This is a genomic window from Natrinema altunense, assembly GCF_000731985.1.
Classification (GTDB): domain Archaea; phylum Halobacteriota; class Halobacteria; order Halobacteriales; family Natrialbaceae; genus Natrinema; species Natrinema altunense.
Genome location: NZ_JNCS01000008.1, coordinates 125,736 through 147,173, shown reverse-complemented (window position 1 = coordinate 147,173; position 21,438 = coordinate 125,736). Strand labels below are relative to the sequence as shown.

The 21,438-nt window shown below is 65.6% G+C and carries 19 protein-coding genes and 1 pseudogene; 8 read left to right on the top strand and 12 right to left on the bottom strand.

The window, feature by feature from the left end; genetic code table 11:
• Nucleotides 1–223: 223 nt before the first annotated feature.
• On the top strand, nt 224–1,186 hold the full coding sequence (locus ALTAJ2_RS14310) for a transcription initiation factor IIB (RefSeq protein ID WP_006184711.1): 963 nt from the start codon (nt 224–226) through the stop codon (nt 1,184–1,186).
• A 255-nt stretch (nt 1,187–1,441) separates the two neighbouring features.
• On the opposite strand, the gene gfcR is transcribed toward ALTAJ2_RS14310, so the two are convergent.
• A complete protein-coding gene (gene gfcR / locus ALTAJ2_RS14305; protein ID WP_007109480.1) occupies nt 1,442–2,095 on the bottom strand; it encodes a transcriptional regulator GfcR in 654 nt (217 codons plus the stop codon).
• Nucleotides 2,092–3,216, bottom strand: a complete 1,125-nt coding sequence (locus ALTAJ2_RS14300) for a glucose 1-dehydrogenase (protein WP_007109479.1) — start codon at nt 3,214–3,216, stop codon at nt 2,092–2,094. The genes gfcR and ALTAJ2_RS14300 overlap by 4 nt, the downstream gene beginning before the upstream one ends.
• Nucleotides 3,217–3,379: 163 nt before the next feature.
• Here ALTAJ2_RS14300 and ALTAJ2_RS14295 point away from each other — a divergent pair, with 163 nt between their 5' ends.
• Both ALTAJ2_RS14295 and ALTAJ2_RS14290 read left to right on the top strand, forming a co-directional pair.
• Complete coding sequence (locus tag ALTAJ2_RS14295; protein WP_007109478.1) at nt 3,380–4,693, top strand: HAD family hydrolase; 1,314 nt, start codon at nt 3,380–3,382, stop codon at nt 4,691–4,693.
• Nucleotides 4,694–4,900: 207 nt separating this feature from the next.
• The gene (locus tag ALTAJ2_RS14290) at nt 4,901–5,581 is read left to right on the top strand and encodes a helix-turn-helix domain-containing protein (RefSeq protein ID WP_007109477.1); all 681 of its coding nucleotides are present in this window, start codon (nt 4,901–4,903) and stop codon (nt 5,579–5,581) included.
• 92 nt (nt 5,582–5,673) lie between these two features.
• On the opposite strand, the gene ALTAJ2_RS14285 is transcribed toward ALTAJ2_RS14290, so the two are convergent.
• Nucleotides 5,674–8,448, bottom strand: coding sequence for a hypothetical protein (locus ALTAJ2_RS14285; RefSeq protein ID WP_007109476.1), 2,775 nt, complete (start codon nt 8,446–8,448; stop codon nt 5,674–5,676).
• Nucleotides 8,449–8,611: 163 nt separating this feature from the next.
• On the opposite strand from ALTAJ2_RS14285, the gene ALTAJ2_RS14280 reads away from it, so the two are divergent.
• Nucleotides 8,612–9,151 carry an HAD family hydrolase gene (locus tag ALTAJ2_RS14280; protein WP_049900391.1) on the top strand — a complete coding sequence of 180 codons (540 nt, stop codon included), beginning with the start codon at nt 8,612–8,614 and terminating at the stop codon, nt 9,149–9,151.
• Between the two features lie 31 nt (nt 9,152–9,182).
• Here ALTAJ2_RS14280 and ALTAJ2_RS14275 read toward each other — a convergent pair whose 3' ends face one another.
• Nucleotides 9,183–9,416: a DUF5822 domain-containing protein gene (locus ALTAJ2_RS14275; protein ID WP_007109474.1), complete on the bottom strand. Its 234-nt coding sequence runs from the start codon at nt 9,414–9,416 to the stop codon at nt 9,183–9,185.
• 129 nt (nt 9,417–9,545) lie between these two features.
• Between ALTAJ2_RS14275 and panB the strand changes: the two genes are divergently transcribed.
• A complete protein-coding gene (gene panB / locus ALTAJ2_RS14270) occupies nt 9,546–10,358 on the top strand; it encodes a 3-methyl-2-oxobutanoate hydroxymethyltransferase (protein ID WP_007109473.1) in 813 nt (270 codons plus the stop codon).
• Nucleotides 10,359–10,551: 193 nt separating this feature from the next.
• Here the strand turns inward: panB and ALTAJ2_RS14265 are convergent, their stop codons facing one another.
• The gene (locus ALTAJ2_RS14265) at nt 10,552–11,343 is read right to left on the bottom strand and encodes an alpha/beta fold hydrolase (protein ID WP_007109472.1); all 792 of its coding nucleotides are present in this window, start codon (nt 11,341–11,343) and stop codon (nt 10,552–10,554) included.
• Nucleotides 11,344–11,575: 232 nt separating this feature from the next.
• Here ALTAJ2_RS14265 and ALTAJ2_RS14260 point away from each other — a divergent pair, with 232 nt between their 5' ends.
• Both ALTAJ2_RS14260 and ALTAJ2_RS14255 read left to right on the top strand, forming a co-directional pair.
• Nucleotides 11,576–11,824, top strand: a complete 249-nt coding sequence (locus ALTAJ2_RS14260; protein ID WP_007109471.1) for a DUF7127 family protein — start codon at nt 11,576–11,578, stop codon at nt 11,822–11,824.
• Nucleotides 11,821–14,082: a CDC48 family AAA ATPase gene (locus ALTAJ2_RS14255; protein WP_007109470.1), complete on the top strand. Its 2,262-nt coding sequence runs from the start codon at nt 11,821–11,823 to the stop codon at nt 14,080–14,082. The genes ALTAJ2_RS14260 and ALTAJ2_RS14255 overlap by 4 nt, the downstream gene beginning before the upstream one ends.
• 40 nt (nt 14,083–14,122) lie before the next feature.
• Here ALTAJ2_RS14255 and bcp read toward each other — a convergent pair whose 3' ends face one another.
• The 5 genes and pseudogenes from bcp to ALTAJ2_RS14230 all read right to left on the bottom strand — a co-directional run bounded on the left by bcp (nt 14,123) and on the right by ALTAJ2_RS14230 (nt 17,992).
• A complete protein-coding gene (bcp, locus tag ALTAJ2_RS14250; RefSeq protein WP_007109469.1) occupies nt 14,123–14,596 on the bottom strand; it encodes a thioredoxin-dependent thiol peroxidase in 474 nt (157 codons plus the stop codon).
• A gap of 86 nt (nt 14,597–14,682) precedes the next feature.
• Entirely contained in the window at nt 14,683–15,648 is a 966-nt protein-coding gene (locus tag ALTAJ2_RS14245) for a DNA replication complex subunit Gins51 (protein WP_007109468.1), read from the bottom strand.
• Nucleotides 15,645–16,820, bottom strand: a complete 1,176-nt coding sequence (gene priS / locus ALTAJ2_RS14240) for a DNA primase small subunit PriS (RefSeq protein WP_007109467.1) — start codon at nt 16,818–16,820, stop codon at nt 15,645–15,647. Before priS ends, ALTAJ2_RS14245 begins: the two co-directional genes overlap by 4 nt.
• A gap of 173 nt (nt 16,821–16,993) precedes the next feature.
• A pseudogene (locus ALTAJ2_RS20385) lies at nt 16,994–17,594 on the bottom strand (hypothetical protein); the annotation flags it as partial.
• A 29-nt stretch (nt 17,595–17,623) separates the two neighbouring features.
• Complete coding sequence (locus ALTAJ2_RS14230; RefSeq protein ID WP_007109466.1) at nt 17,624–17,992, bottom strand: hypothetical protein; 369 nt, start codon at nt 17,990–17,992, stop codon at nt 17,624–17,626.
• A 331-nt stretch (nt 17,993–18,323) separates the two neighbouring features.
• Between ALTAJ2_RS14230 and ALTAJ2_RS14225 the strand changes: the two genes are divergently transcribed.
• Nucleotides 18,324–18,533, top strand: a complete 210-nt coding sequence (locus tag ALTAJ2_RS14225) for a hypothetical protein (protein WP_007109465.1) — start codon at nt 18,324–18,326, stop codon at nt 18,531–18,533.
• Between the two features lie 139 nt (nt 18,534–18,672).
• On the opposite strand, the gene ALTAJ2_RS14220 is transcribed toward ALTAJ2_RS14225, so the two are convergent.
• Together ALTAJ2_RS14220 and ALTAJ2_RS14215 are read right to left on the bottom strand one after the other, a co-directional pair.
• Nucleotides 18,673–19,335, bottom strand: coding sequence for an FmdE family protein (locus ALTAJ2_RS14220; protein WP_007109464.1), 663 nt, complete (start codon nt 19,333–19,335; stop codon nt 18,673–18,675).
• A gap of 73 nt (nt 19,336–19,408) precedes the next feature.
• Entirely contained in the window at nt 19,409–21,436 is a 2,028-nt protein-coding gene (locus ALTAJ2_RS14215) for a heavy metal translocating P-type ATPase (RefSeq protein WP_007109463.1), read from the bottom strand.
• Nucleotides 21,437–21,438: the final 2 nt, after the last annotated feature.

The following is a 21,438-nucleotide window of genomic DNA, read 5'->3' as shown; positions in this document are numbered from 1 at the left end:
TCACGCCCGCCGCCTCGAGTCGGTCGCGAGCCGCCTCGACGTCGCACTCGATGACCGGCATTCGTCTCCGTGATCGGCCAGTCCCGGATAAAGTCGTTCCGGTTTCGGATCGTAAACTTCGGCTTTCAACCCGTCTACTGGTCGTTTTCGACGGATGAGCTGTAGTGTCCGAAATACCTTACCCAACATTTATATATCGTGGTGATACTACTATAAAAGTGCGATGACACGGTCCACCCGCCAGCGGGAGCGAACGCGCGAGACGGACGAGACCGAGGATCAGGAGGGGGTACGTGCCTGCCCCGAGTGTGAATCGGATAATCTCGTTAAGGACTCCGACCGGGGTGAGCTCATCTGTGAAGATTGTGGGCTCGTCGTGGAGGAAGAACAGATCGATCCTGGCCCGGAGTGGCGGGCGTTCAACCACCAGGAACGACAGGAGAAGTCCCGCGTCGGCGCGCCGACGACCCAGACGATGCACGACAAGGGACTGACGACGACCATCGACTGGAAGGACAAGGACGCCTACGGCCGCTCGATTTCGTCGAAGAAGCGCAGTCAGATGCACCGGCTCCGCAAGTGGCAGGAACGCATTCGAACGAAAGACGCCGGCGAGCGCAATCTCCAGTTCGCACTCAGCGAAATCGATCGGATGGCCTCCGCGCTCGGTGTGCCGCGATCCGTCCGCGAGGTCGCGTCGGTCATCTACCGGCGCGCGCTCAAGGAAGACCTCATCCGCGGGCGCTCGATCGAGGGCGTCGCGACCTCCGCGCTGTACGCCGCCTGTCGCAAGGAAGGGATCCCGCGAAGTCTCGAGGAAATCTCGGAAGTCTCCCGCGTCGAACGCAAAGAGATCGGTCGCACGTATCGATACATCTCGCAGGAACTCGGCCTCGAGATGCGACCCGTCGACCCGAAGAAGTACGTCCCGCGCTTCTGTTCTGAACTCGAACTGTCCGAGGAAGTCCAGACCAAGGCCAACGAGATCATCGAGAAGACGGCCGAGGAAGGGTTGCTGTCGGGCAAGTCGCCGACCGGATACGCCGCCGCCGCGATCTACGCCGCGTCACTGCTTTGCAACGAGAAGAAGACCCAACGCGAGGTCGCCGACGTCGCACAGGTGACCGAGGTGACGATCCGGAACCGGTATCAAGAGCAGATCGAAGCGATGGGCATTCACGGTTAGGGCCTCGCCGCTTCGGAGCGGTCATTTTTCCTGCGAGTGTCGGCCGTCCAGCCGCCACGCGAGGCGTTCTCGCTCGAGTGACGAGACCGGCGTCTCACTCGAGTCGGCCCGCTGCTGGCCGGGAATACAGCTGTGAGAGGAGCGTTCGGTCGATCCGGTCGGCGTCGATAGGAGTCACCGAACGGGACTGTACACCTGATCGCACGGCCATCGCGGGACTCAGTGTGTGATCCGTTTCAACGGTATACGGGTCGACTACTCGTCTTTCCCGACGCTGATGACCTGCAACAGCGAGTAGACCGGGACGCCGTCGAGTTCCTCGAGTCCCTGTTTATCGGCGAGGACGACACAAGCCAGCGGTTTGCCGCCTTCGGCGCGGATCGCCTCGATGGTCTCGCGCATGGTGGTGCCGCTGGTGATGGTGTCGTCGACGATGTAACACTCGCGGTCGCGGATGCCGGCGAAGTTCCGGCTGAACGTCCCGCCGAGTTCGTCGATGTCGCCTTCCTCCCACTGGTGTTTGGCGGGGGTGTAGGTCCCGAGGTCGGTCTCGAGTTCACGGGCGACGAGGGTGGCGATGGGGCCGCCGGCTTTCTCGATGCCGATCGTCAGGTCGATGTCCTCGCCGTGTTTGGCGAGCATGTCGGCCATCGCCGAGGCGATGGCGTTCATTCGCTTGCTGTCCCGGCCGATCGCGGACCAGTCGACGTGGATGTCCTGTGGCCCGGTGCCACCGCTTGCCGGCGGGCCGGACGGCTGCTCGGTCGACTGGGCGGGCGTGCTGCTGCGCTCGACGAGCCAGCTCGCGGTCTCCCGGGAGACGTTCAGCTCGTCCGCGATTTCACCCTTCGAGAGGCCGCGGGCCGCCAGCTCGGCCGCACTCTCGATGAGGTCGTCAACGTTTTTCATATGTCTTCGAATTCGACCGCCGTTTTTATAGTCGTATCGTCATCCGGTCTCACCGTCGAGCCGCCGCCGGCCGCCGCGACGGGGGCGATCGCCTCCGGAAACGCTCGCTCGAGGTCCGTGAGGTCGTAGACGCCGGAGACGATCTCCGCGAGCACCCAGTCGGGAAGCGCGGAGAGGGTATCGACGGCCGCCTCGAAGTGTCCCCGATTCGAGTTGACGCTGCCGACGAGCGCCTTGTTCGAGAGCACGAGTTCGCGATGGAGGTGCCCGCCGTCGACCTCGAACGTCCGGTCACCGGGGACGCCCAGCAGGGCGGCGACGCCGTTGGGAGCCAGCGCCTCGATCGCTTCGAACGCGTGTTTCGCGTGGCCGGTCGCCTCGTAGACGAGATCCATCGGTTCGTAGGCGGCGGGGATCTCGGAGACCGGTGTCTCCCGGGAGTCGATGTACGTCGCGCCAAGTCGGTCGACGATATCGATCGTCGGGTGCGGCCGATCCTTCCGGCCGAGACAGTACACGCGGTCGTACTCGAGTGTCTCCGTGAGCATCGCGGTAGTCAACAGTCCCAGCGAACCGGTCCCGAGAACGAGCGCGGATGCGGGCTGCCAGTCGAACGCCGAGCGGGTCGCGCGGGCGTGTTCGATCGCCTTTTCGGTGATGCTGATCGGTTCGACGAGAAAGCCCATCGGAGCCAGGTCGGCCGGGATCGGAACGAGGCAGTCGGCCGGACTCGTCACGAACTCGGCCATGAACCCGTGGGCCCCGACGATCCCGCGTTCGACGTACTCGCCGTCCGGTGCCATATCGGGCTCACCGCGCTCGAAGTACGCGTTCGTCTCGACACCCGGCGGCGGTCGTCGAACCGTCGGCACGACGTACTGGCCCTCCTCGAGCGCCGTTCCGTTCGCGTCCGCGACGATGCCGACGGCCTCGTGGCCGAGAATCAGGCGGTCGTCGCCGTCGGGGACGCCGCCGTGGGTGCCGTCGATGACTTCGTAGTCGGTCCCGTCGACTCCCACGCGGCAGATCCGAACGAGCGCCTCGCCGGGAGACGGGTCGGGAACGGGCCGCTCGACGACTTCCGGGACGCCCGCCCCGGGCGTAACTGCGATGGCTTTCATATGGGACCCAGTAGGAACCATGATGATAAATATTTATTCCTACTCGAGTAAATACCTCACAGACGATGACAGGACTGTCACCAATGCACGAACGGACCGGACGCCCCTCCGGACGCGACCGCCACTGGAAACGGTTATCCGCCTGCCCATGCCTGTAGGCCACATGGAACGATACGACCTCGTCTATCAACTCTACGACGAGTACGACACGAAGACGTTACGGGAGTTCCAGGAGTTCGTCGACGTCTTTCCCGCCGTCGACTCGCGGGTCGCCCTCGAGCACTGGCAGGAGGCGACCGAGCAACTCGAGGAGCGCAAGGACGAGATCCGCTCGTCGTTCGCGGCCGGGGAGACGTTCGCTGAGATCGCCGCGCGGGCGACCCGCGATCAGGCCTTCACGGCGCTCGATCTCGAGGCGAAGTACGGCCGGGCGGTCAACGTCCTCGTGTTAGACGTCGACGAAACGCTGCGGTCCGCAGGCGGGACGGACAACGAGATCCCGCGGGACACGCTGCACATGCTGACGGAGTTCTACGACGCCGGCGTCCCGATCGTCATCTGTACGGGCCAGACCCTGGAAAACGTCAAGGGCTTTGCGATTCAAGGGCTCGGCAGCGAAATCGTCCACTCGGGGTCCCTCTCGATCGTCTACGAAGCGGGGACGGGCGTGTTCACCCCTGGACACGGTGCACAGACGAAGCAGTTGCTCTACGAGGACCTCGAGGAGTCGATCCGGACGGTCTTCGACGACGTTCGCTCGCGGGTCCTGCCCGAAGCGCCGGAGGACCTCCGCCGCGGCTGTCACCTCCAGGGCAACGAGTTCAACGTCACGATGAAACCCAACTACGAAACCGGCTCGGCCGACGCCCGCGAGATCATCGACGAGGCGCTGGTCTATCTCATGGACCTGCTCGCCGACGCCGTCGGGACGACGCTCGAGGCTGACGGAGGCGACGCGGGCGATGCGGGCAGCGGGACGGCGGGTGACGATGCGAACGGCGGGACGGAACTGGCTGGCGAGACGGTCGCGGACTGGACCCGCGCCTTCTACGCCGCGCAAGACCCCGAAATCAGGGCCGTGCTCGAGGGCGAAGGCGCGTATCCGGCCCTCGACGCCGCGGATGTGCCCGACTCGCTCGCGGCCGTCCTCGATCGCATCGACGTCGCCTACTACGAGGCCGACGCGGCCGAGATCGGCAGCCTCGAACTCAACAAGGTCGTCGGCGTCGAACGCGCGCTCGACGTTCTCGGCGTCGACGACCCGTTCGCGCTCGTGATGGGTGACTCCAAGAGCGATCTCCGGGTCATGGAGTGGGCCGCCGACAACGACGCCGGCATCGCCGCCGCCCCGGAACACGCCTCGCAGGACACCTTGGAACACGTCCTCGAGACGGACGAACTCGTCTTCGATCGCGGCAAGAGCGTCGACGTGCTCCAGACGGCGTACGCGCTCAACCGACTGGCTCGTCTCGGGTGACGTGCGAACTTAAACTGCCAGAATACAAAGGCCGGCTCATCAACCGTATTCGAGTCCTCCCTTCTAGCAGCACGATCCGGACGACCACGATCGCCGACGCGAGCGGATCGGCTGGATACTTATGAGACGAGTCGAGTCCACAACCCGCTACGACAGCAGTATCGGCAGCCGACCGGACTCGAGTCAGCGTCCCGAGGTGAGTTTCCAATGACGACGATCGCAGAACTCTCGCTTTCGACGGACGAGTTCGCACTCGCGGAGACCGTCCAGCAACTCCCGGCCCTCGAGGTCCGCGTCGAGAGCGTCGTCGCGGAGGGGCCGGTCCGAACGGTGCCGCTCGTCTGGTTCTCGAACGTCGACCGAACCGAACTCGAGGCGACCCTCGAAACGGACCCGACCGTCGACGAGTATCGCCGGCTACTCGCCGATACCGAGGCCGGCGACCTGTTCTACCGGCTCACGTACACCGAGGCGGTCGCGTCGGTCTGTCGGTGCGTCTACACACACGGCGGCACAGTACTCGACGCGCAGGTATCGGACGGCCGGTGGACGCTTCGACTGCTCTTTCCCCATCGCGAGGAACTCTCGACCGCCGTCTCGGACATCGAGGAACGGGGCGTCCGCATCGACGTCAGGCGCATGGTCGAGGCCGGCCAGGACGAGGCCCTCGAGACGACGGCCGCGCTGACCGAGCCCCAGCGGGAGGCCATCGCCGAGGCCTACCGGCAGGGCTACTACGACGTTCCCCGAGAGATCTCGCTCGAGGAGCTCGCGAACGAACTCGACATCTCCCACCAGGCGCTTTCCGAGCGGCTCCGCCGGGCAAACCGCGTGCTCGCGGGCGAGCAGTTGGACGACCCGACGGGCGAAATGGCGACTCTGGACTGACGACGAGTGTGCCGGCAATCGTCGGCCGGGCGACGAGCGGGGCCGACACGGAAGCGGGCTGGAACGGGGGACCGGTTCGATCCGGACGGACGCTACTCGTCGATCCGTTTGTAACCGATCGTGGCTCGTTCTCCGAACACGATCGAGACCATGTTCGGCTCCCGATCACTGTCGACATCGATCGTCGTGGTATCTCCGTTCGAAACCGTCTCCTGATCCTCCCAGCCGCGCGGCTCGAGGCTGGACGGCTCGACGACGACACCGAGGTCGGCGGCATCGATCTCGTCGCCGCCCGCGTGTTCGACGGTGACCGTCTCCTCCTCGGCATCGTATTCGATGTCGAAATCGGCGTCGGGGAGGACGACGTGATCGCTGATCTCGTATGGGTCATCAGGAGCGACCCATTCGACGGTGACCTCGGTTCCGGCATCGAAGCGCCCCAGTTCGATCTCGTCGTCGGCCGTCAGCGTATCGTACCGATCGGCCGGCTGGACGTCGCTCGGCGCCCCGTCGACCTGGAACTCGAAGGTCTCGGCGTCGCGGTCGTCTTCCCCGCGGTAGACGGCGACGAGTCCGTCCGCCCGATCCTCGAACGTAAACACCCGTCGCGGAACCGGCGTGAAATGGTAAATCGAGCGACTGGAAGTGAAGTTGTCCCCCTTCTGCACCAGCATGACGGTGATTCGGTCGTCGGCCGCCACGTCGTCGATCACCACGCTGTCGCCCGCAGTCAGCGTGTCGTACTCCCGGGAGAAGTGCTCGAGGTCCTTCCGGTCATCGGACCGAGATCGATCGCCGCTGGTGTAGTCGATCGACAGCGCCGACGGGTCGGCCGGTTGCTCGCCCGTGTAGACGAGTTCGACCGTCTGGGCGTCGGGATCGTAGGTCGCATCGAACGACCCCCGACCGACGAACGTCCGATCCAGAACGTCTTCGGTGTCTTCGGGACCCGTCCAGACGAGTTTGACCGCCGCAAACGGAGCGACAGCCGTGCTGATGTCGTCACCGGGTGCGAACGTCTCGTATTCGTCGGCCGGCTGCCGGGCCGCCGGCTCGGTGTTGATCCGTAGCTCGAGGTCGTCGGCTGGAATTTCCTCCCCTTGCTTGTAGTCGACAACGGCCGTCCCATCCTCGTCGTCGTACGTGATATCGACGTGTGCGTCGGGGCGGAGAACCCGCTCTTCGATGACGGCCGGGTCGTCGGGCTCGAGCCACTCGACGGCGACGGTGGTACCGTGCGGGACTTCGCCGAACTCGAGTTCGGTACCCGACGAGAGGGTATCGGTTCGATCGGCGAACTGTACGTCGGCGGGTTCGTCGTCGAACAGCAGCCGAAAGTCATCGGCGTCGTGTTCCCGCTCATCGTGATACCGCACGATCAGAGTTCCCTCGTGGCGACGCAGGGACAGCCGCGGCGGCCGAACGGCGACATGAGCCAGCGGCTGCTGTCCGTGGTTCGGGTTGGGTGGTGCCGTCAACTCGAGGGAGACTCGATCGCCGTGGGTAACGTCGTCGACCGTGATCGTATCGCCCCGAGTGAGCGATCCCGACACGTCCGTCACGGCCGACCGGTCGGTGTCGGGCCGTCGATCGCTCCGGTATTCGTCACTTTTCCGGTGGACCACCTCGAGACGGTCCGGATCGGCCGCGAGTTCCCCGACGTACGTGATCTCCGCGGTCTCCGTCTCGGCGTCGTAGGTCGACTCGAACGACTCCGACCCGACGAGCGTCCGATCGTAATAGTAGTAGACGTCCTCGCTCTCGTCGATCCATCGCAGTCCGACGTCGGCGATCGGCCCGGTTTCGAGTTCGACGACATCGCCCTCGGAAAACGAGTCCCGATCGTCGGCGAGTTGCACGTCCGCGAGTTCGCCGTCGACCCAGACCTCGAGATCGGCGGTCTCGACCGACTCGCCGTCGACGTGTTCGATGGTCGCGAGCCCGTCGTCTGCATGCGACCGAACGCGAATGCGCGCGTCGGGGGCCGCATCACGATCGCGTTCGGGCGGCTGGTCGATAACCGCGTCGACGTGGACGAACGCGCCTTCCTGAATGACCGTCGTCTCGACGACCTCGCCCTGTTCGAAGCCCTCGAGGCGCTCGGTGATCCAGTCGTCGTCGACGGCGGCGTCCGATGCGGGTTCGAAGACGTACTCCGACTCGACGGTTTCCGAATCCGTTTCCCGGGGCTGATCGAATCCGACGGCGAGTGACGCGACCTCGTCGGTGAACTCGAGGTGGCGTGCCTCATCGAGGTTGGGGAGAAAGACGACGTAGTTCGAATCCTCGAGCCGTTCGAAGACCGGCGCAGTCGCCTCGGGATCGACCAACACGGAGTCCGTCTCGCCGGTGGCGGCGTCGACAACCGTCTCGGCGACGTCGGTCGGATCCCGCTCGGAGACCGAGACGACGACGAGACGCCCGTCGGCGGACGCGAACGCGGCATCGCTGTCGAGGGGTCCAATCCGCCAGTCACCGCGTTCGACAGCGTCGTCCGACGTCAGCCGGTCGAACGAGCCGGACGCGGCGCTCAGTCCGAAGTCACCGTCACCCGCAATCACTGAAGCCGCCGCGGAGACCGCGTCGAGATCGAACTCGCCATCGATCTCGGCGGCGTGTTCCGAGATCTGTCGAGTCAGATATTCGAATTCGGACCCATCAGTCTCACCGAGGCGGACGTACTGAAGTCGGCGATAGGTCGTGTCGAGGGCCGATTCTGCGGGGAACAGTTCGAGGAGGGTCTCGAGATCGGACGACAGCCCCGACTGGCTGGCGTCGGCGGCGTCGTCTGCGACCGCGCCCGCGTACCCGGAGAGAGCAACGGCCGCGGCGGTTCCGCTTCCGACGAGCAGTTCGCGTCTTCGCATGCCCGACCGTTCAGTGGTTGCCTCCTTTAACCTTCTGAACCCCTGAAACGTTCGCGCAATCATCGCATGGAAGTCGTTCGAGCGCCGGCGATCTACCTCCCATCCCTCGGCCGGCGGGGCCGTGACCGAAGTCCCTATTCTGCTGCCGCTCGTATCGGCGGCCGTGACCGAGTACGACGCCGTCGTCTACGATCTGGACGGCACGCTCGTCGATCTCGATGTCGACTGGAACGCCGTCGCCGTCGACGTCCGCGCGGTGTACGACAACGCGAACGTCGAGCCGCCGAGCGACGGCCTCTGGGACATGCTCGAGGCCGCGGACGAGGTCGGACTGGCCGCCGAAGTGGAGTCGGCCATCGCGACCCACGAACACGACGGGGCGCGAACGTCACGCCGACTCGTCCGCGCCGACGAACTGCTCGAGCGATCGCCGCCGGCCGGCGTCTGTTCGCTGAACTGCGAACGGGCGTGTCGGATCGCGCTCGAGGAACACGCGCTGACGATGGCGGTCGACGCCGTCGTCGGCCGCGATACGGTCGCGACGTGGAAGCCGGACCCGGAACCGCTGCTCGCGACGGTCCGCGAACTCGAGGCCGAACCCGAGCGGGCGCTGTTCGTCGGTGACTCCGCGCGGGACCGGCGGACCGCAGAACGGGCGGGGACCGATTTCGAGTACGTCGGCGACGGACCGTCCGGTGTCTGACCCCGAACCCCCGCTCGGGTACTCGAGTCGGCTACGTCTGGTTTCGTCTGGCGTACGCAAAGACGACGATCGACGTGACTAACCAGACGGGAGCGCCGACCCGGATCGCGAACTCGACGCGGTCGGCCCACGTGGGGAGCGGCGTGGTCGCCGACAGGACGGCGACCAGCGGCGCTCCGACGAGGATGGTGGCGACGAACGTCGTCTGCATCACCCAGCCGTAATCGACTCCGTCCGGCGTGGTCGTTTCGACGCGTTCAGGCACGCGTGAGTATGACGACCGGTCCCTCTTAAGCGCGCCGGGTGTGCCCGACGGCGGGCACGAGGGCTGTCGAGACGCCGGGTCATCGCCGAAGAACAACGACGTTTAATCGTGGGCACCCAATCTGTGGGTATGCCTAGCGTACGGGATCTCCGAGCGAAGGCTGGCGATGAACCAATCACGATGCTGACGGCCTACGACGCGCCAACGGCGTCGATCGTCGACGAGGCCGGCGTCGACGTGATTCTCGTCGGTGACAGCCTCGGAAACGCCAGTTTGGGCTACGAAACCACCCTCCCGGTGACCGTCGACGACATGGCTCGGCACACCGGTGCGGTCGCTCGCGCGACCGACGACGCCCTCGTCGTCGCCGACATGCCGTTCCTCTCGGTCGGCGTCGACGAGGCGGCGAGCCTCGAGAACGCGGGCCGGATGCTCAAGGAGGAAGACGCCCACGCGGTCAAACTCGAGTGTGGACCCCACACCGTCGATCTCACGGAGAAACTGGTCCAACTCGGGATTCCGGTGATGGCCCATCTGGGACTGACGCCCCAGCACGTCAACCAGTACGGCGGCTATCCCCGTCAGGGGACGGATCAGGAGGCCGCGGAACGCATCCTCGACCTGGCCACGGCCCACGAGGACGCCGGCGCGTTCTCGCTGGTCCTGGAACACGTCCCGTCGAACCTCGCGGCGGACGTAACGGCGGCGCTAGATATCCCGACGATCGGGATCGGTGCCGGGCCGGACTGCGACGGGCAGGTGCTCGTGGTCGACGACGCGATCGGCCTCAGCGAGTGGTCCCCCTCGTTCTCGAAGCAGTTCGGCGACGTCCGCGGGGAGATGGAGTCCGCGATCGGAGCGTACGTCTCGGCTGTCGAGTCCGGCGAGTTCCCCGCCGACGAACACAGCCACGAGGAGAGCGACCTCGAGGACATCTATTGAGCGGCCGCCGGTCGAGTCCCCGACCGATCCCCTCGAGACGATGGCGTAGCACCCGCCTCGAGATCGGCGGCGCGGTATCAGCGCGTAGATCATTGCGACCACGGACTCGCTCGTCTCCCGGGCGGCACGGGGGACGGGAGAGCGCCGTCCGCTCGGGGACCATCGCGGCGACCGTTTTCGCCGCGTCGCAGTCTCAGTCTCCGTTTCGATCGTCGGCGATCCCCGCCAGAAAGTCCTCGACGACGCCGTTGAACGCAGCGGGCTGCTCGGCCATCGCCAGATGGGCGGCGTCCTCGATCTCGCCGAGGCTGGCCCCGTCGATTTCGTCCGCGAGATACTCGTGGAACCACGGCGGCGTCAGCTGGTCGTACTCCCCGTACACCGCGAGCGTCGGGGTCTCGATCTCGGCGACGCGGTCGCGGACGTCGAACCCGTGGCAGGTCAAGAAGTCACGGTTCGTGACCGCCCGTCCGGTCTCGTGCATTCGTTCCATCGATCGCTCCCGGAGCGCCGGATCGGGGTCGTGAAAGAGCCGGTCCGGACCGTGCAGGAACTCGACCGCCCGCTGGAAGTCGGACTCGAGCCAGGTCAACAGGTCCTCGAGCACGCCGAGTCGCGCACCGGTTCCCGTCAGCACGGCCGCTTCGGGGTCGTACTCACGCTCGAGCAGGATCTGGAGGACGACGGCACCGCCAAGCGAGTTGCCGACGAGGAGTTTCGAACCCGTCGCGTCGACGACGGCCAGCACGTCGTCGGCGTAGGCCGACAGCGCCGAGTAGCCGGCGCTCGCGTCGATGTCGTCCGAGTCGCCGTGGCCGCTGAGATCCATCGTGACGATCGGATGGGAGGTCGCCAGCGACTGCTGGCCCGCCCAGATATCGCTCGATCCGCCGCTCCCGTGGACGAAACAGATCGGCGGTCCATCCCCGCCTCGGTCGACGACATCGTATGCCGTCTCTCGACCGTGGTGCGTTACTGTTTCCATACGCAACGCAACACCGGGGACGGGCATAAAGACTCGATTCGACGGCGACCGCCGGCAACGGGACTTCGTTCCGTCCGCCCTCTCGCCACCCGTCCCGGTCGACGCGAGCATACGCGTCGAGGGTTCGCCGTGAACTGCGAACAAGCACTTCATCGATACCCCTTTCGCCGTCATGCGATTATTCGGCGAAGGGTTTAAATAGTAGCAGTGCTTACCTTGGGTTAGTTACAGCATGACTCTCGACCAATTCACCCCGGAGGAGGGGCAGGTAGCCCGTCGGTACGACTACGACGACAGCACGGTGATGGCTGTCGACTTCGGTACCGAACAGGCCGACGCATCGGTCGACGTCGTCGACGGCACGGTCATCGTCGTCCTCGCCGACGACCAGTACGAGATCGAACTCCCCGCAGGCGCCACGAACCCGCACACGTTTATGAAAAACGGCGTTCTCACTGTCGAACTGGAGGAGAACCTATGAAACTCACCGTCAAACCACTCAAACAGAAAGACGCCGGTCGCGGACTGGCCGCGATCGACCGCGTATCGATGAACGAACTCGACCTCGAGAACGGGGATTACATCGTCATCACGGGCTCGGGCGACGGCCAGGCCGTCGCGCGCGTCTGGCCCGGCTACCCCGAAGACGAGGGACGCGGCATCGTCCGTATCGACGGCCGCCTGCGACAGGAGGCCGACGTCGGGATCGACGACAACGTCACGATCGAACCCGCGGACGTCAAACCCGCGAAATCGGTCACCGTCGCGCTCCCGCAGAACCTCCGCATTCGCGGTGACATCGGCCCGCTCGTCCGCGACAAGCTTTCGGGCCAGGCCGTCACCGAGGGCCAGACGGTTCCGTTCTCGCTCTCGTTCGGCCCGATGGCCAGCTCCGGCCAGTCGGTGCCGCTGAAGATCGCGAGCACCTCGCCGTCGGGCACCGTCGTCATCACGGACTCGACGAGCATCGAGATCTCCGAGACCCCCGCCGAACAGGTCCAGTCCGGCGGCGGCGCGTCCGCGGAGGGCGTCCCGAACGTCGCCTACGAGGACATCGGTGGTCTGGACGACGAACTCGACCAGGTCCGCGAGATGATCGAGTTGCCGATGCGCCACCCCGAGCTGTTCCAGCAGCTGGGGATCGAGCCGCCGAAGGGCGTCCTCCTGCACGGTCCGCCGGGCACGGGGAAGACCCTGATGGCCAAGGCCGTCGCCAACGAGATCGACGCCAACTTCGAGACGATCTCCGGACCGGAGATCATGTCGAAGTACTACGGCGAGTCCGAGGAACAGCTCCGCGAGGTCTTCGAGGAGGCCGAGGAGAACGCCCCCTCGATCATCTTCATCGACGAACTCGACTCCATCGCGGCCAAGCGCGAGGAAGCCGGCGGTGACGTCGAACGACGCGTCGTCGCCCAGCTCCTCTCGCTGATGGACGGCCTCGAGGAACGGGGCCGGGTGACGGTCATCGCCGCGACCAACCGCGTCGACGCGATCGATCCCGCGCTCCGGCGCGGCGGTCGCTTCGACCGCGAGATCGAGATCGGCGTCCCCGACAAGGAGGGCCGCAAGGAGATCCTGCAGGTCCACACCCGCGGTATGCCCCTGGACGAGGAGATCGACCTCGATCAGTACGCCGAGAGTACGCACGGCTTCGTCGGAGCCGACCTCGAGTCGCTGGCCCGCGAGAGCGCGATGAACGCGCTCCGTCGTATCCGCCCCGAACTCGACCTCGAGTCCGAGGAGATCGACGCCGACGTCCTCGATTCGCTGGAAGTGAGCGAGCGGGACTTCAAGGAGGCGCTCAAGGGTATCCAGCCCTCCGCGATGCGCGAGGTCTTCGTCGAGGTTCCCGACGTCACGTGGAACGATGTCGGCGGACTGGGCGACACCAAAGAGCAGCTTCGCGAGACGATCCAGTGGCCGCTTGACTACCCCGAGGTGTTCGAGCAGATGGACATGCAGGCCGCCAAGGGCGTGCTCATGTACGGCCCGCCGGGCACGGGGAAGACCCTGCTCGCGAAGGCCGTCGCCAACGAGGCCCAGTCGAACTTCATCTCGATCAAGGGTCCCGAACTGCTGAACAAGTACGTCGGCGAGTCCGAGAAGGGCGTCCGCGAAGTCTTCGAGAAGGCTCGGTCGAACGCTCCGACCGTGATCTTCTTCGACGAGATCGACTCGATCGCGGGCGAACGCGGCCAGCGTCAGGGTGATTCCGGCGTCGGCGAACGCGTCGTCTCACAGCTCCTAACGGAACTCGACGGGCTCGAGGAACTCGAGGATGTCGTCGTGATCGCCACCACCAACCGGCCGGATCTGATCGACAGCGCCCTGCTCCGTCCGGGTCGCCTCGACCGGCACGTCCACGTGCCGGTCCCCGACGAGGACGCCCGCAAGGCGATCTTCGAGGTCCACACCCGCAACAAGCCGCTGGCCGAATCGGTCGACCTCGAGTGGCTCGCGGGCGAGACGGAGGGCTACGTCGGTGCCGACATCGAAGCGGTCTGCCGCGAGGCCTCGATGGCCGCCAGCCGCGAGTTCATCAACTCGGTCGAGCCCGAGGAAATGGACGACACCATCGGCAACGTCCGCATCGGCAAGCAACACTTCGAGCACGCGCTCGAGGAGGTCAACCCGAGCGTCTCCCCCGACACCCGCGAGCAGTACGAGGAACTCGAGGACGAGTTCCAGCAGGCCGAGCCCGGACAGGACGAGCAGCTCGGACGCACCTTCCAGTAAGGTCGCCCGCCGCGGTCACGCGTCCCTGCCGTTGCCCGCGTCAGTGGGTGACATCCGCCGGCACGAGGTCGGCGAGCACCGTGTCGGCGTGCCCGTCCGGCGAGACGCCCTCGTAGGCCGCCTCGATGCGTCCGTCCGGCCCGACGACGTAGGTATTCCGAAAGACGCCGTCGAACGTATTGCCGAACATCTGTTTCTCGCCGTACGAATCGTACAGCGTCGCGACCTCACCGAACTCGTCCGACAACAGGTCGAACTCGAGGTCGTAGTCGGCCGCGAAGTCGGCGATGTCGTCGACGGGGTCGTCGCTGATACCGACGACCGCGACATCGTGGGCCTCGAATTGCGGGAGCGTATCGTTGAATCCGCAGGCTTCGGTCGTACAGCCGTCCGTGTTGGCCCGCGGATAGAAGTAGACGACGAGCCGTTGCCCTTCGAAATCGGAGCGGCGTACCGTCTCGCCGTGTTGGTTTTGCAGTTCGAACTCCGGTGCTTCGTCGCCGACGTCGAGCATGCATCCGAGTTAGCGACCCGTCGTGTATACGTTACGATTTCACACGGCGGCGACCGACGGCGAAAAGAGAGAGTACCGAAAGCGGGTTACTCGAGCCGTTCGGCGGCCTCTCGATCGATGAGGGGGGCCGCGTTTTGCTCCGGCAGCGTGACGACATCGTCGCTCGTCAGGGTATACTCCCGATCGTCGACGCCGAGAATGGAACCGATATCGCTGGTGATCCGAACGGTCGTGCGATCGATCCCGGCGGCCGCGTCCCGACCCTCGTCGGTCGCCGGCGCGGCATCGGCGTCCGCGGCCGGCGAGTCGACGGGACGGTCGGCACCGGAATCGGACGCCGCACCCGGTGGCTGGTCCGCCGGGCCGGTGCCGTCGGTTCGATCCGCCCCCGTTCCGTCAGTCGCTCCGACCGACGGCTCGGCCCCGCCCATGACGTCTGCGGGGGAGACGCCGCTCGAGTCGGCCGCGTCCGCGGCCACGTCTGCCGCAGGGTCGACGGCCGGCGACGGTGCGTCGGGCGGTGCCGGCGGTGCGTCGTCCGCGGTCGCGTCACCGGTCGGCCGAGTCTCGGCCCGCGACTCGGGAGCGCCGGCGTCGGCGGTCGGCGGCACATCGGACGCGGGCGGCGAGCCAGCGCCGGCGTCCGTCTCGGTGACCGGTTCCTCGACGCCCTCGAGAACGTCGAGGACGCGGCTCTTGTTCGAGCCGATGCGTTCGACGAGATCGTCGAACAGATCGCCTTCCTCGGCAGTTAGGCCCTCGTCGTCGGCCGGCATTCCGGCCGCCGCGAGACTGGCCTGTTTGACGAGTTTCCCCATCCGACGCTCGTAGATCGCCTCGACGACGTCCTTGGCGGTCTCGATCTCGTCGGTCAGGCGACTGACTTCGGGCGAGGAAAAGGGGTCGTCAGCCCGCTCGGCGACGCGGTCGCGTTCGTCCTCGAGATCGGCGATGTACTCGCCGACCTCCTGATAGAAGGACGGGCGCAGGTTCTGGAGGCTGTCCTTCTGGCGCTCCTTGCTCTGGACCGAACGCAGTTCGTCTAAATTCATTCTTTCTCCTTCTCGGCGCGGCCGCGTGCCATCAGGAACACGGCGACGTACTCGGGTAATGACTGGTCTCCCTCCGAGACCGTAAAGGTGTCTCCTCCGAGTTCGACCTCGCCGCCGTCACTGACATCGACGGTGATCTCGTGGCCCTCGAACGTCTCCGGGACGGCGTCGACCAGCGGATCGAAGTCGGCGATCTCGTCGCGCTCGAGTCGCACCGTTTTCAGCCCGCTTCCGCCGTGGAGACTGCCGGGGAGGCGGATGAGTCGGTTCGTGTCGGTCGTGACCGGTTCGTCGATCGGCGCGTTGTCCCGCTCGACGGCCAGGCTCGTGAACCGCTCGGCCAACTGCGCGACGGCGGTGTGGACGGTGACGTTGCCCGCCTCGAGTTGCTCGCGATTGTTGCGGGCCGCGTTCAGCGTGGCCCGGGCCTTCCCCTCGCCGATGCCGTCGAACGACTGGAGTCGCTCGAGAGCGGCGTCTTCCTCGAGTTCGAGCAACTCGTCGACGAACGTCATGAAGTGATCGTGGGTCCGAGCGCCCCAGCCGCCCTCGATCCGGAGCGTGCGCCGTTCCGTCGGGGTCTTCCGTCCTAACCCGGCCACCGTCTCGGTCTCGATCAAGTCGTCGAACTCGAGGCCGATGCCGCGGACGTAGTCGACGATCTCGCGGCGGTGCTCCCGCTCTAAGTGCAGGACGTTCTCGTCCCGGACGTGGACGTGATACCCGCGACCGCCTGAGAAGACGATCTCGAGGTCCTCGAAGGCGAAGTCGTTCTCGAGGAACTCGAGCAGGCGACGCAGGGCGTCCTGGCACTTCGCGAGCATCTCGCCGTAGCTGTCCTCGCCCAGCGTCACGCTGGGCAGGTGGTCGGCGTCGAGGTCGAAGACGAGATCGGCGGACTGCCACTCTTTCTCGTGCATCGAACTCGCGCCGGGGTCGCGAAAGCGTCCCGCGGAGAAGTAGACGTGTCGCGGGCGCTTTCGAACGAGGAATTCGGAGAGGTCGCCCAACTCGAGCAGCGAACGGTGGCGGACCATCGTCGTGTCCGGTCCGTCGGTCCAGGGGATGTACCCCCACTCGCGTTCGTTGGCAGCGGGCGGCGGCGTGATCTCCGTCCGTCGATAGTGGTCGCGGAATCGCCCCCGCAGATAGGCCCTCGTTCGCTCCTCCATACGACTCGGGTAGTCGTGGATGGGTGCGTATAACCTTGCCGAATGTTCGACCTCGTGGGGGGACGACACAGGGGACCCGACCGAGAGCGGTTCGTGTCCCGTGTTGCTTCGCGCCGCGCTCGCTTAGCAGTTGTTGGTAATACGATTTCTGTATTCAGTCTGCACTGCGAATGCTACTGTTCCTCGAGCGGTTTCACTCGGAGTTCGCCGAAGCCGTATTGGGAGTGCGATCCGACCCGCGTGAGGCCGTTCTTTGCGGTCTCGACCGGGCGGTCGCTGAGGTACTTCACGACCTGCCCGTGGTCCACCGTCACGAGATCGAACACTTCGCCTTGCTCTATAGTAGCAACTGAAAGTCATTGCACACCTGATCGCACGAGGGCGTTGCGATCAGTGTGTCAATCGTTTCAGTTGCTACTATAGTATCTTCTCTTCGTGGAACCGGAGATCGTCGCAGTTCTCGGCCCATCACCACGGGACAGGACGGTTGTTCGTCTCCGGGTACTCCGACTTCAGCACGAACGGCATCACCAACTCGATGAGGTATGTCTCCGCACCTTCGAGCCGCGAGTGGTCCAGTTCGTCGAGGTCGACCATCTGCGTGTCCTTCAGTTCGACCTCACCGTAGCCGTAGTTGCGCTTTCCGCCGAACTGGATGCCCTCCAGCACGTCCTCGCCGAGCGGGAGATCCGTCGGGTCATCAGCGTGCAGGTAGGCGTGAACGTACCACTTCGTCGTCTGCTGTTGCTTCCGCTGGTCCTCTCGGCGGCCCATAGACGATGCGCGCCGTCACACGAGGGTCGTCAGTCATCGAATTGCCCCTCCGCTGCATCAGCGGCAACCACTAGCCGGGCGGCGAGGTCGCGGGCGTCGTCGAGGTCGAGGCCGGTGCCGACCTCGATGGGGCCGGACGTCCATCGGAGCCCGACGCCGCTCCAGCCGCCTTCTTCGTTGACGCCTTCTACTTCAAGCGGCCCGTCGTTCATATCGGCCGTGACGAGGATATTGTTGAGGCCGCCGAGAACGGAACCGCAGTCCGTGAGTGAGTACGTCCCGTCGTTGGTCACGCTCCGTTCTTCGACGATCTCCTGCGGAGCGGGCGAGTCGCCGCTGGCCGTTTGAGGGAGCGCGGCGAGGGCAGCCGCAGCTGCGAGGAACTGACGGCGCTGCATCACAGACCCTCCTGCACGGTTTTCCGTGCCTCGATCACAGGAGTTGGCAATCCGACTTCTTCATTTGCAGTCGTGCCGGAATTCTGAAGTCCAACGGAATCCTTCGTTGACATGGGTTCTTCATTCGCCGATGGGAACCCGGCTCGCCTGTTCCAGCAGGCGGGCGTTTCCTACGTCAGGTTATGCCCCAAGGAGCCGGGCTTCCACACGATGAGGTTACTGATTGTAGTCACATATAGATTACTGAAAACAGTCATGATTACTGCAAAGAGTAATTGAGTAACTGTAAGCAGTAACAGGTACTATGGCCAAAGCCGACCAACGGCAGGATATGGTAGATGACCAGTATCGTGGAATCCTCACCGACCGAGAGCGTGAAATCATCAAGGGTGAGGCAGACGTTTCTGACAACTACCGCTACAGAGTAGTGAGTCGTGTCCGGACGAAAATCGAAAACGTTAGTGAGGATGTCGAGATTCTGGCTGAGAACCGAGAAGACCTATTTGAGGATCTTCAAGAAGCTGTCTGCGAAAACAAATAATTGGAAGATACGGATAGCCGATGTACCCCGTGCTATATCGCTCCGTGAGAGCGTTCAACGATGAGTGAACGAAGAATCGAAATAGGGGCAGACTTGCAAGGCGTCCTGCTGAATAGAATAACCGTGTTTTCAGCAACTGTTAGTCACCGGACTGCGAATCGACGGTCACGTACCGATCACCCTCGAGGACCGCGTCGACGCGACCGTGCCAGTCCGCGGCGAAGGCCTCGCGTTCGTCGTCGGTCGCGGTGCCGTCGATCAGTTTCGGCAGGTTGTCGACGGCCGGGCCGCCGGATGGAACGTCCGCGACGTGGTAGGTCACCCGAACCGTTTCGTCCGTATCCGTGCGCGTGAACTCGAAGACGATGCCGTCGGTGCCGATGGCACCGTAGTGGAGCAGGTTCTTCCGGCCGCCGTGGCCGCCGGCCAGTCCGGCGAAGCCGTCCTCGCCCGCGGCACCCGTCACGTACGAGAGCAGGCGCGCGGTGACGCCGTAGGCGGGGTCGTCTTGCGGCCCGCCGGCGAGTACCTCGACGTCGCCGCGGACCGGGAGTTCATCGCCGGGGTAGAGGGCCTCGAGGCCCGCCTTGGCGATCCGGTACGCGCCAGCCGCCGTGGGACAGGAGTGGCCCGCCGCTTTCACCACGTCCGCGTACGTGATGACGATCGGATCGCCGGGCTCGAGGACGGCCAGGGCCTCTGCGGCGGGGTCTCGCAGTCGGATCGGGTCGATATCGTAGTCGACGTTCCAGTCGGTTCGGTCCCGGTTCGTGGGGTCGGATTCGTGGGTGGGGTTGCTCATGGATGGATCGATGTGTCGTGTTGATCGTTCGTGTGGTTCGGTTCGCGGCGGCGTCGGGGAGCCGTGTCCGCTGTCAGTACCGCAACAGCCGCATCCCGTTGAGGATGACCAGCAGGACGCTGCCGATGTGGAGGAGCATGCCGCTGGCCATGTGGACGTAGCCGGCGAAGACGCCGGCCAGCAGCAGGCCGACCGTCACGACCGCGATGGCGACGTTCTCCGCGACGTTCCACCGGGTGGCCTTGCTGAGTCCGACGGCGTAGGGAATGCGCGCCAACTCGTCTGCCATCAGCGCCATGTCTGCGGTCTCGATGGCAGTGTCGGTCCCCGCCGCGCCCATCGCGATTCCGACATCGGCAGTCGCCAGCGACGGCGCGTCGTTGATGCCGTCACCGACCATCGCGACGACGTGGCCCTCCCGCTGGAACGACTCGATCGCCGTCTGTTTCTCTTCGGGGAGCAGTGCCGCGCGGTAGTCGTCTATTCCGACCGTCTCGGCGACGGCGCGAGCGGTCCGCTCGTTGTCGCCGGTCAGCATCACCGTTCGGACGCCGGCGTCCCGCGCGAACGGAGTGGGCGCAGGGCTCGATGAACGAGGCGTATCGAGTCCATTGGCGTCCTGCAGCGCCGCAACGACGTCCGCCGCGGCGGGGCGGAGCTCGTCCCTGATCGAGATGACGCCGACTATTTCGCCGTCGATAGCGACTGAAACGGCCGTCTCGCCGCGTTCCTCGTACTCGCGGAGCTGGGCGGCGATCCGGTCCGATACGTCGACCTCGCGGTCGGCGAGGAGCGCGCGGTTCCCGACCACGATCCGCCGCCCGTCATGGCTCGCGACGACACCCTTTCCCGCGACGACCTCGAACTCGTCGGGATCGGGAATCGGCGGCGCGTCCCGCTCGAGGTCGACGTCGCCGGCAGCGGATTCGACGGCACCGCCGTCGGTGGCGAGCACGGAGCCGTGACGGTCCCGGGCGGCCGCGAGGATCGCGTCCGCGAGGTGGTGCTCGCTCTTCTTCTCGGCGATGGCCCCGTTGCGGAGCACGGCGTCCTCGTCGAGACCAAAGCCCGTGACGTTCGAGACGGTCGGCTCGCCTTCGGTCAGCGTTCCCGTCTTGTCGAACGCGACGCAGTCGATCTTGCCGGCGGTCTCGAGGTGTTCGCCGCCTTTCATCAGGACGCCCGAGCGCGCCGCCGACCCGATGGCGCTGACGATGCTGACCGGCGGCCCGATGACCAGCGCGCCGGGACAGCCGATGACGAGCAGCGTCAACGCCGTCACGGCGTTGGCGGTGATCGCGTAGGACCCGACCGCAAGCACGACGATCGTGGGTGTATAGTAGGTCGCGAACCGCTCGATGATCGTCTCCGTCGGCGCTGTCGCCTCCTGGGCCTCTTCGACGCGGCGGATGATCCGCTCGAGGGTGGTATCCCGGCCGGTGCCGGTCGCGACGACCTCAAGGGCACCCGCCTGGTTGATCGTCCCCGCGTATACCTCGTCGCCCGCGGCCTTGGGGACGGGCGCGCTCTCCCCGGTGACGGGAGCCTGATCGACCGTACTCACGGGCTCCCCGCTCGCTCGAAGGGGTTCTGACTCGTCGCTGCGCTCGCCGTCGGCGACCGCACCGTCGACGGGGATCTTCGCGCCTGGCTTGACGATCACGGTCTCACCGGGCTCGACCTCGTGAGCCGGGACTTCCTCGGTTGCGCCATTGCGGCGGACGAGCGCCGTGTCCGGGGTCATCTCGAGCAACTCCTCGAGTGCCGACCGGGTCTTGTTCATCGTCCGCGCCTCGAGGTAATTGCCCAGCGAGAACAGGAAGACGACGGCGGCGGCCTCCCAGTACTCGCCGATGCCGATCGCCCCGAGCGCGGCCAGCGTGACGAGGGTGTTGATCCCGACGGTTCCGGTACGCAGCGTGTAGGTGGCCTTCTTCGCGACGTCGTACCCGCCGACGACCGCCGCGATGAGCAACAGCGCCGCGCTCACTCGGGGCAGGTCGTGGGCGGTGCCGACGCTCCAGCCGACGGCGAGCAACAGGCCGCTGGCCGCGACGACGATCGGCGTTCGGTGGGACCGGACGTATCGCGTGACGGTCACGG

Excerpts from the sequence above, each read along its gene's own strand:
- ALTAJ2_RS14310 (WP_006184711.1), top strand. The coding sequence starts at position 224 with ATGACACGGTCCACCCGCCAGCGGGAGCGAACGCGCGAGACGGACGAG.
- gfcR (WP_007109480.1), bottom strand. The coding sequence starts at position 2,095 with ATGAAAAACGTTGACGACCTCATCGAGAGTGCGGCCGAGCTGGCGGCC.
- ALTAJ2_RS14300 (WP_007109479.1), bottom strand. The coding sequence starts at position 3,216 with ATGAAAGCCATCGCAGTTACGCCCGGGGCGGGCGTCCCGGAAGTCGTC.
- ALTAJ2_RS14295 (WP_007109478.1), top strand. The coding sequence starts at position 3,380 with ATGGAACGATACGACCTCGTCTATCAACTCTACGACGAGTACGACACG.
- ALTAJ2_RS14290 (WP_007109477.1), top strand. The coding sequence starts at position 4,901 with ATGACGACGATCGCAGAACTCTCGCTTTCGACGGACGAGTTCGCACTC.
- ALTAJ2_RS14285 (WP_007109476.1), bottom strand. The coding sequence starts at position 8,448 with ATGCGAAGACGCGAACTGCTCGTCGGAAGCGGAACCGCCGCGGCCGTT.
- panB (WP_007109473.1), top strand. The coding sequence starts at position 9,546 with ATGCCTAGCGTACGGGATCTCCGAGCGAAGGCTGGCGATGAACCAATC.
- ALTAJ2_RS14265 (WP_007109472.1), bottom strand. The coding sequence starts at position 11,343 with ATGGAAACAGTAACGCACCACGGTCGAGAGACGGCATACGATGTCGTC.
- ALTAJ2_RS14260 (WP_007109471.1), top strand. The coding sequence starts at position 11,576 with ATGACTCTCGACCAATTCACCCCGGAGGAGGGGCAGGTAGCCCGTCGG.
- ALTAJ2_RS14255 (WP_007109470.1), top strand. The coding sequence starts at position 11,821 with ATGAAACTCACCGTCAAACCACTCAAACAGAAAGACGCCGGTCGCGGA.
- bcp (WP_007109469.1), bottom strand. The coding sequence starts at position 14,596 with ATGCTCGACGTCGGCGACGAAGCACCGGAGTTCGAACTGCAAAACCAA.
- ALTAJ2_RS14245 (WP_007109468.1), bottom strand. The coding sequence starts at position 15,648 with ATGAATTTAGACGAACTGCGTTCGGTCCAGAGCAAGGAGCGCCAGAAG.
- priS (WP_007109467.1), bottom strand. The coding sequence starts at position 16,820 with ATGGAGGAGCGAACGAGGGCCTATCTGCGGGGGCGATTCCGCGACCAC.
- ALTAJ2_RS14230 (WP_007109466.1), bottom strand. The coding sequence starts at position 17,992 with ATGCAGCGCCGTCAGTTCCTCGCAGCTGCGGCTGCCCTCGCCGCGCTC.
- ALTAJ2_RS14225 (WP_007109465.1), top strand. The coding sequence starts at position 18,324 with ATGGTAGATGACCAGTATCGTGGAATCCTCACCGACCGAGAGCGTGAA.
- ALTAJ2_RS14220 (WP_007109464.1), bottom strand. The coding sequence starts at position 19,335 with ATGAGCAACCCCACCCACGAATCCGACCCCACGAACCGGGACCGAACC.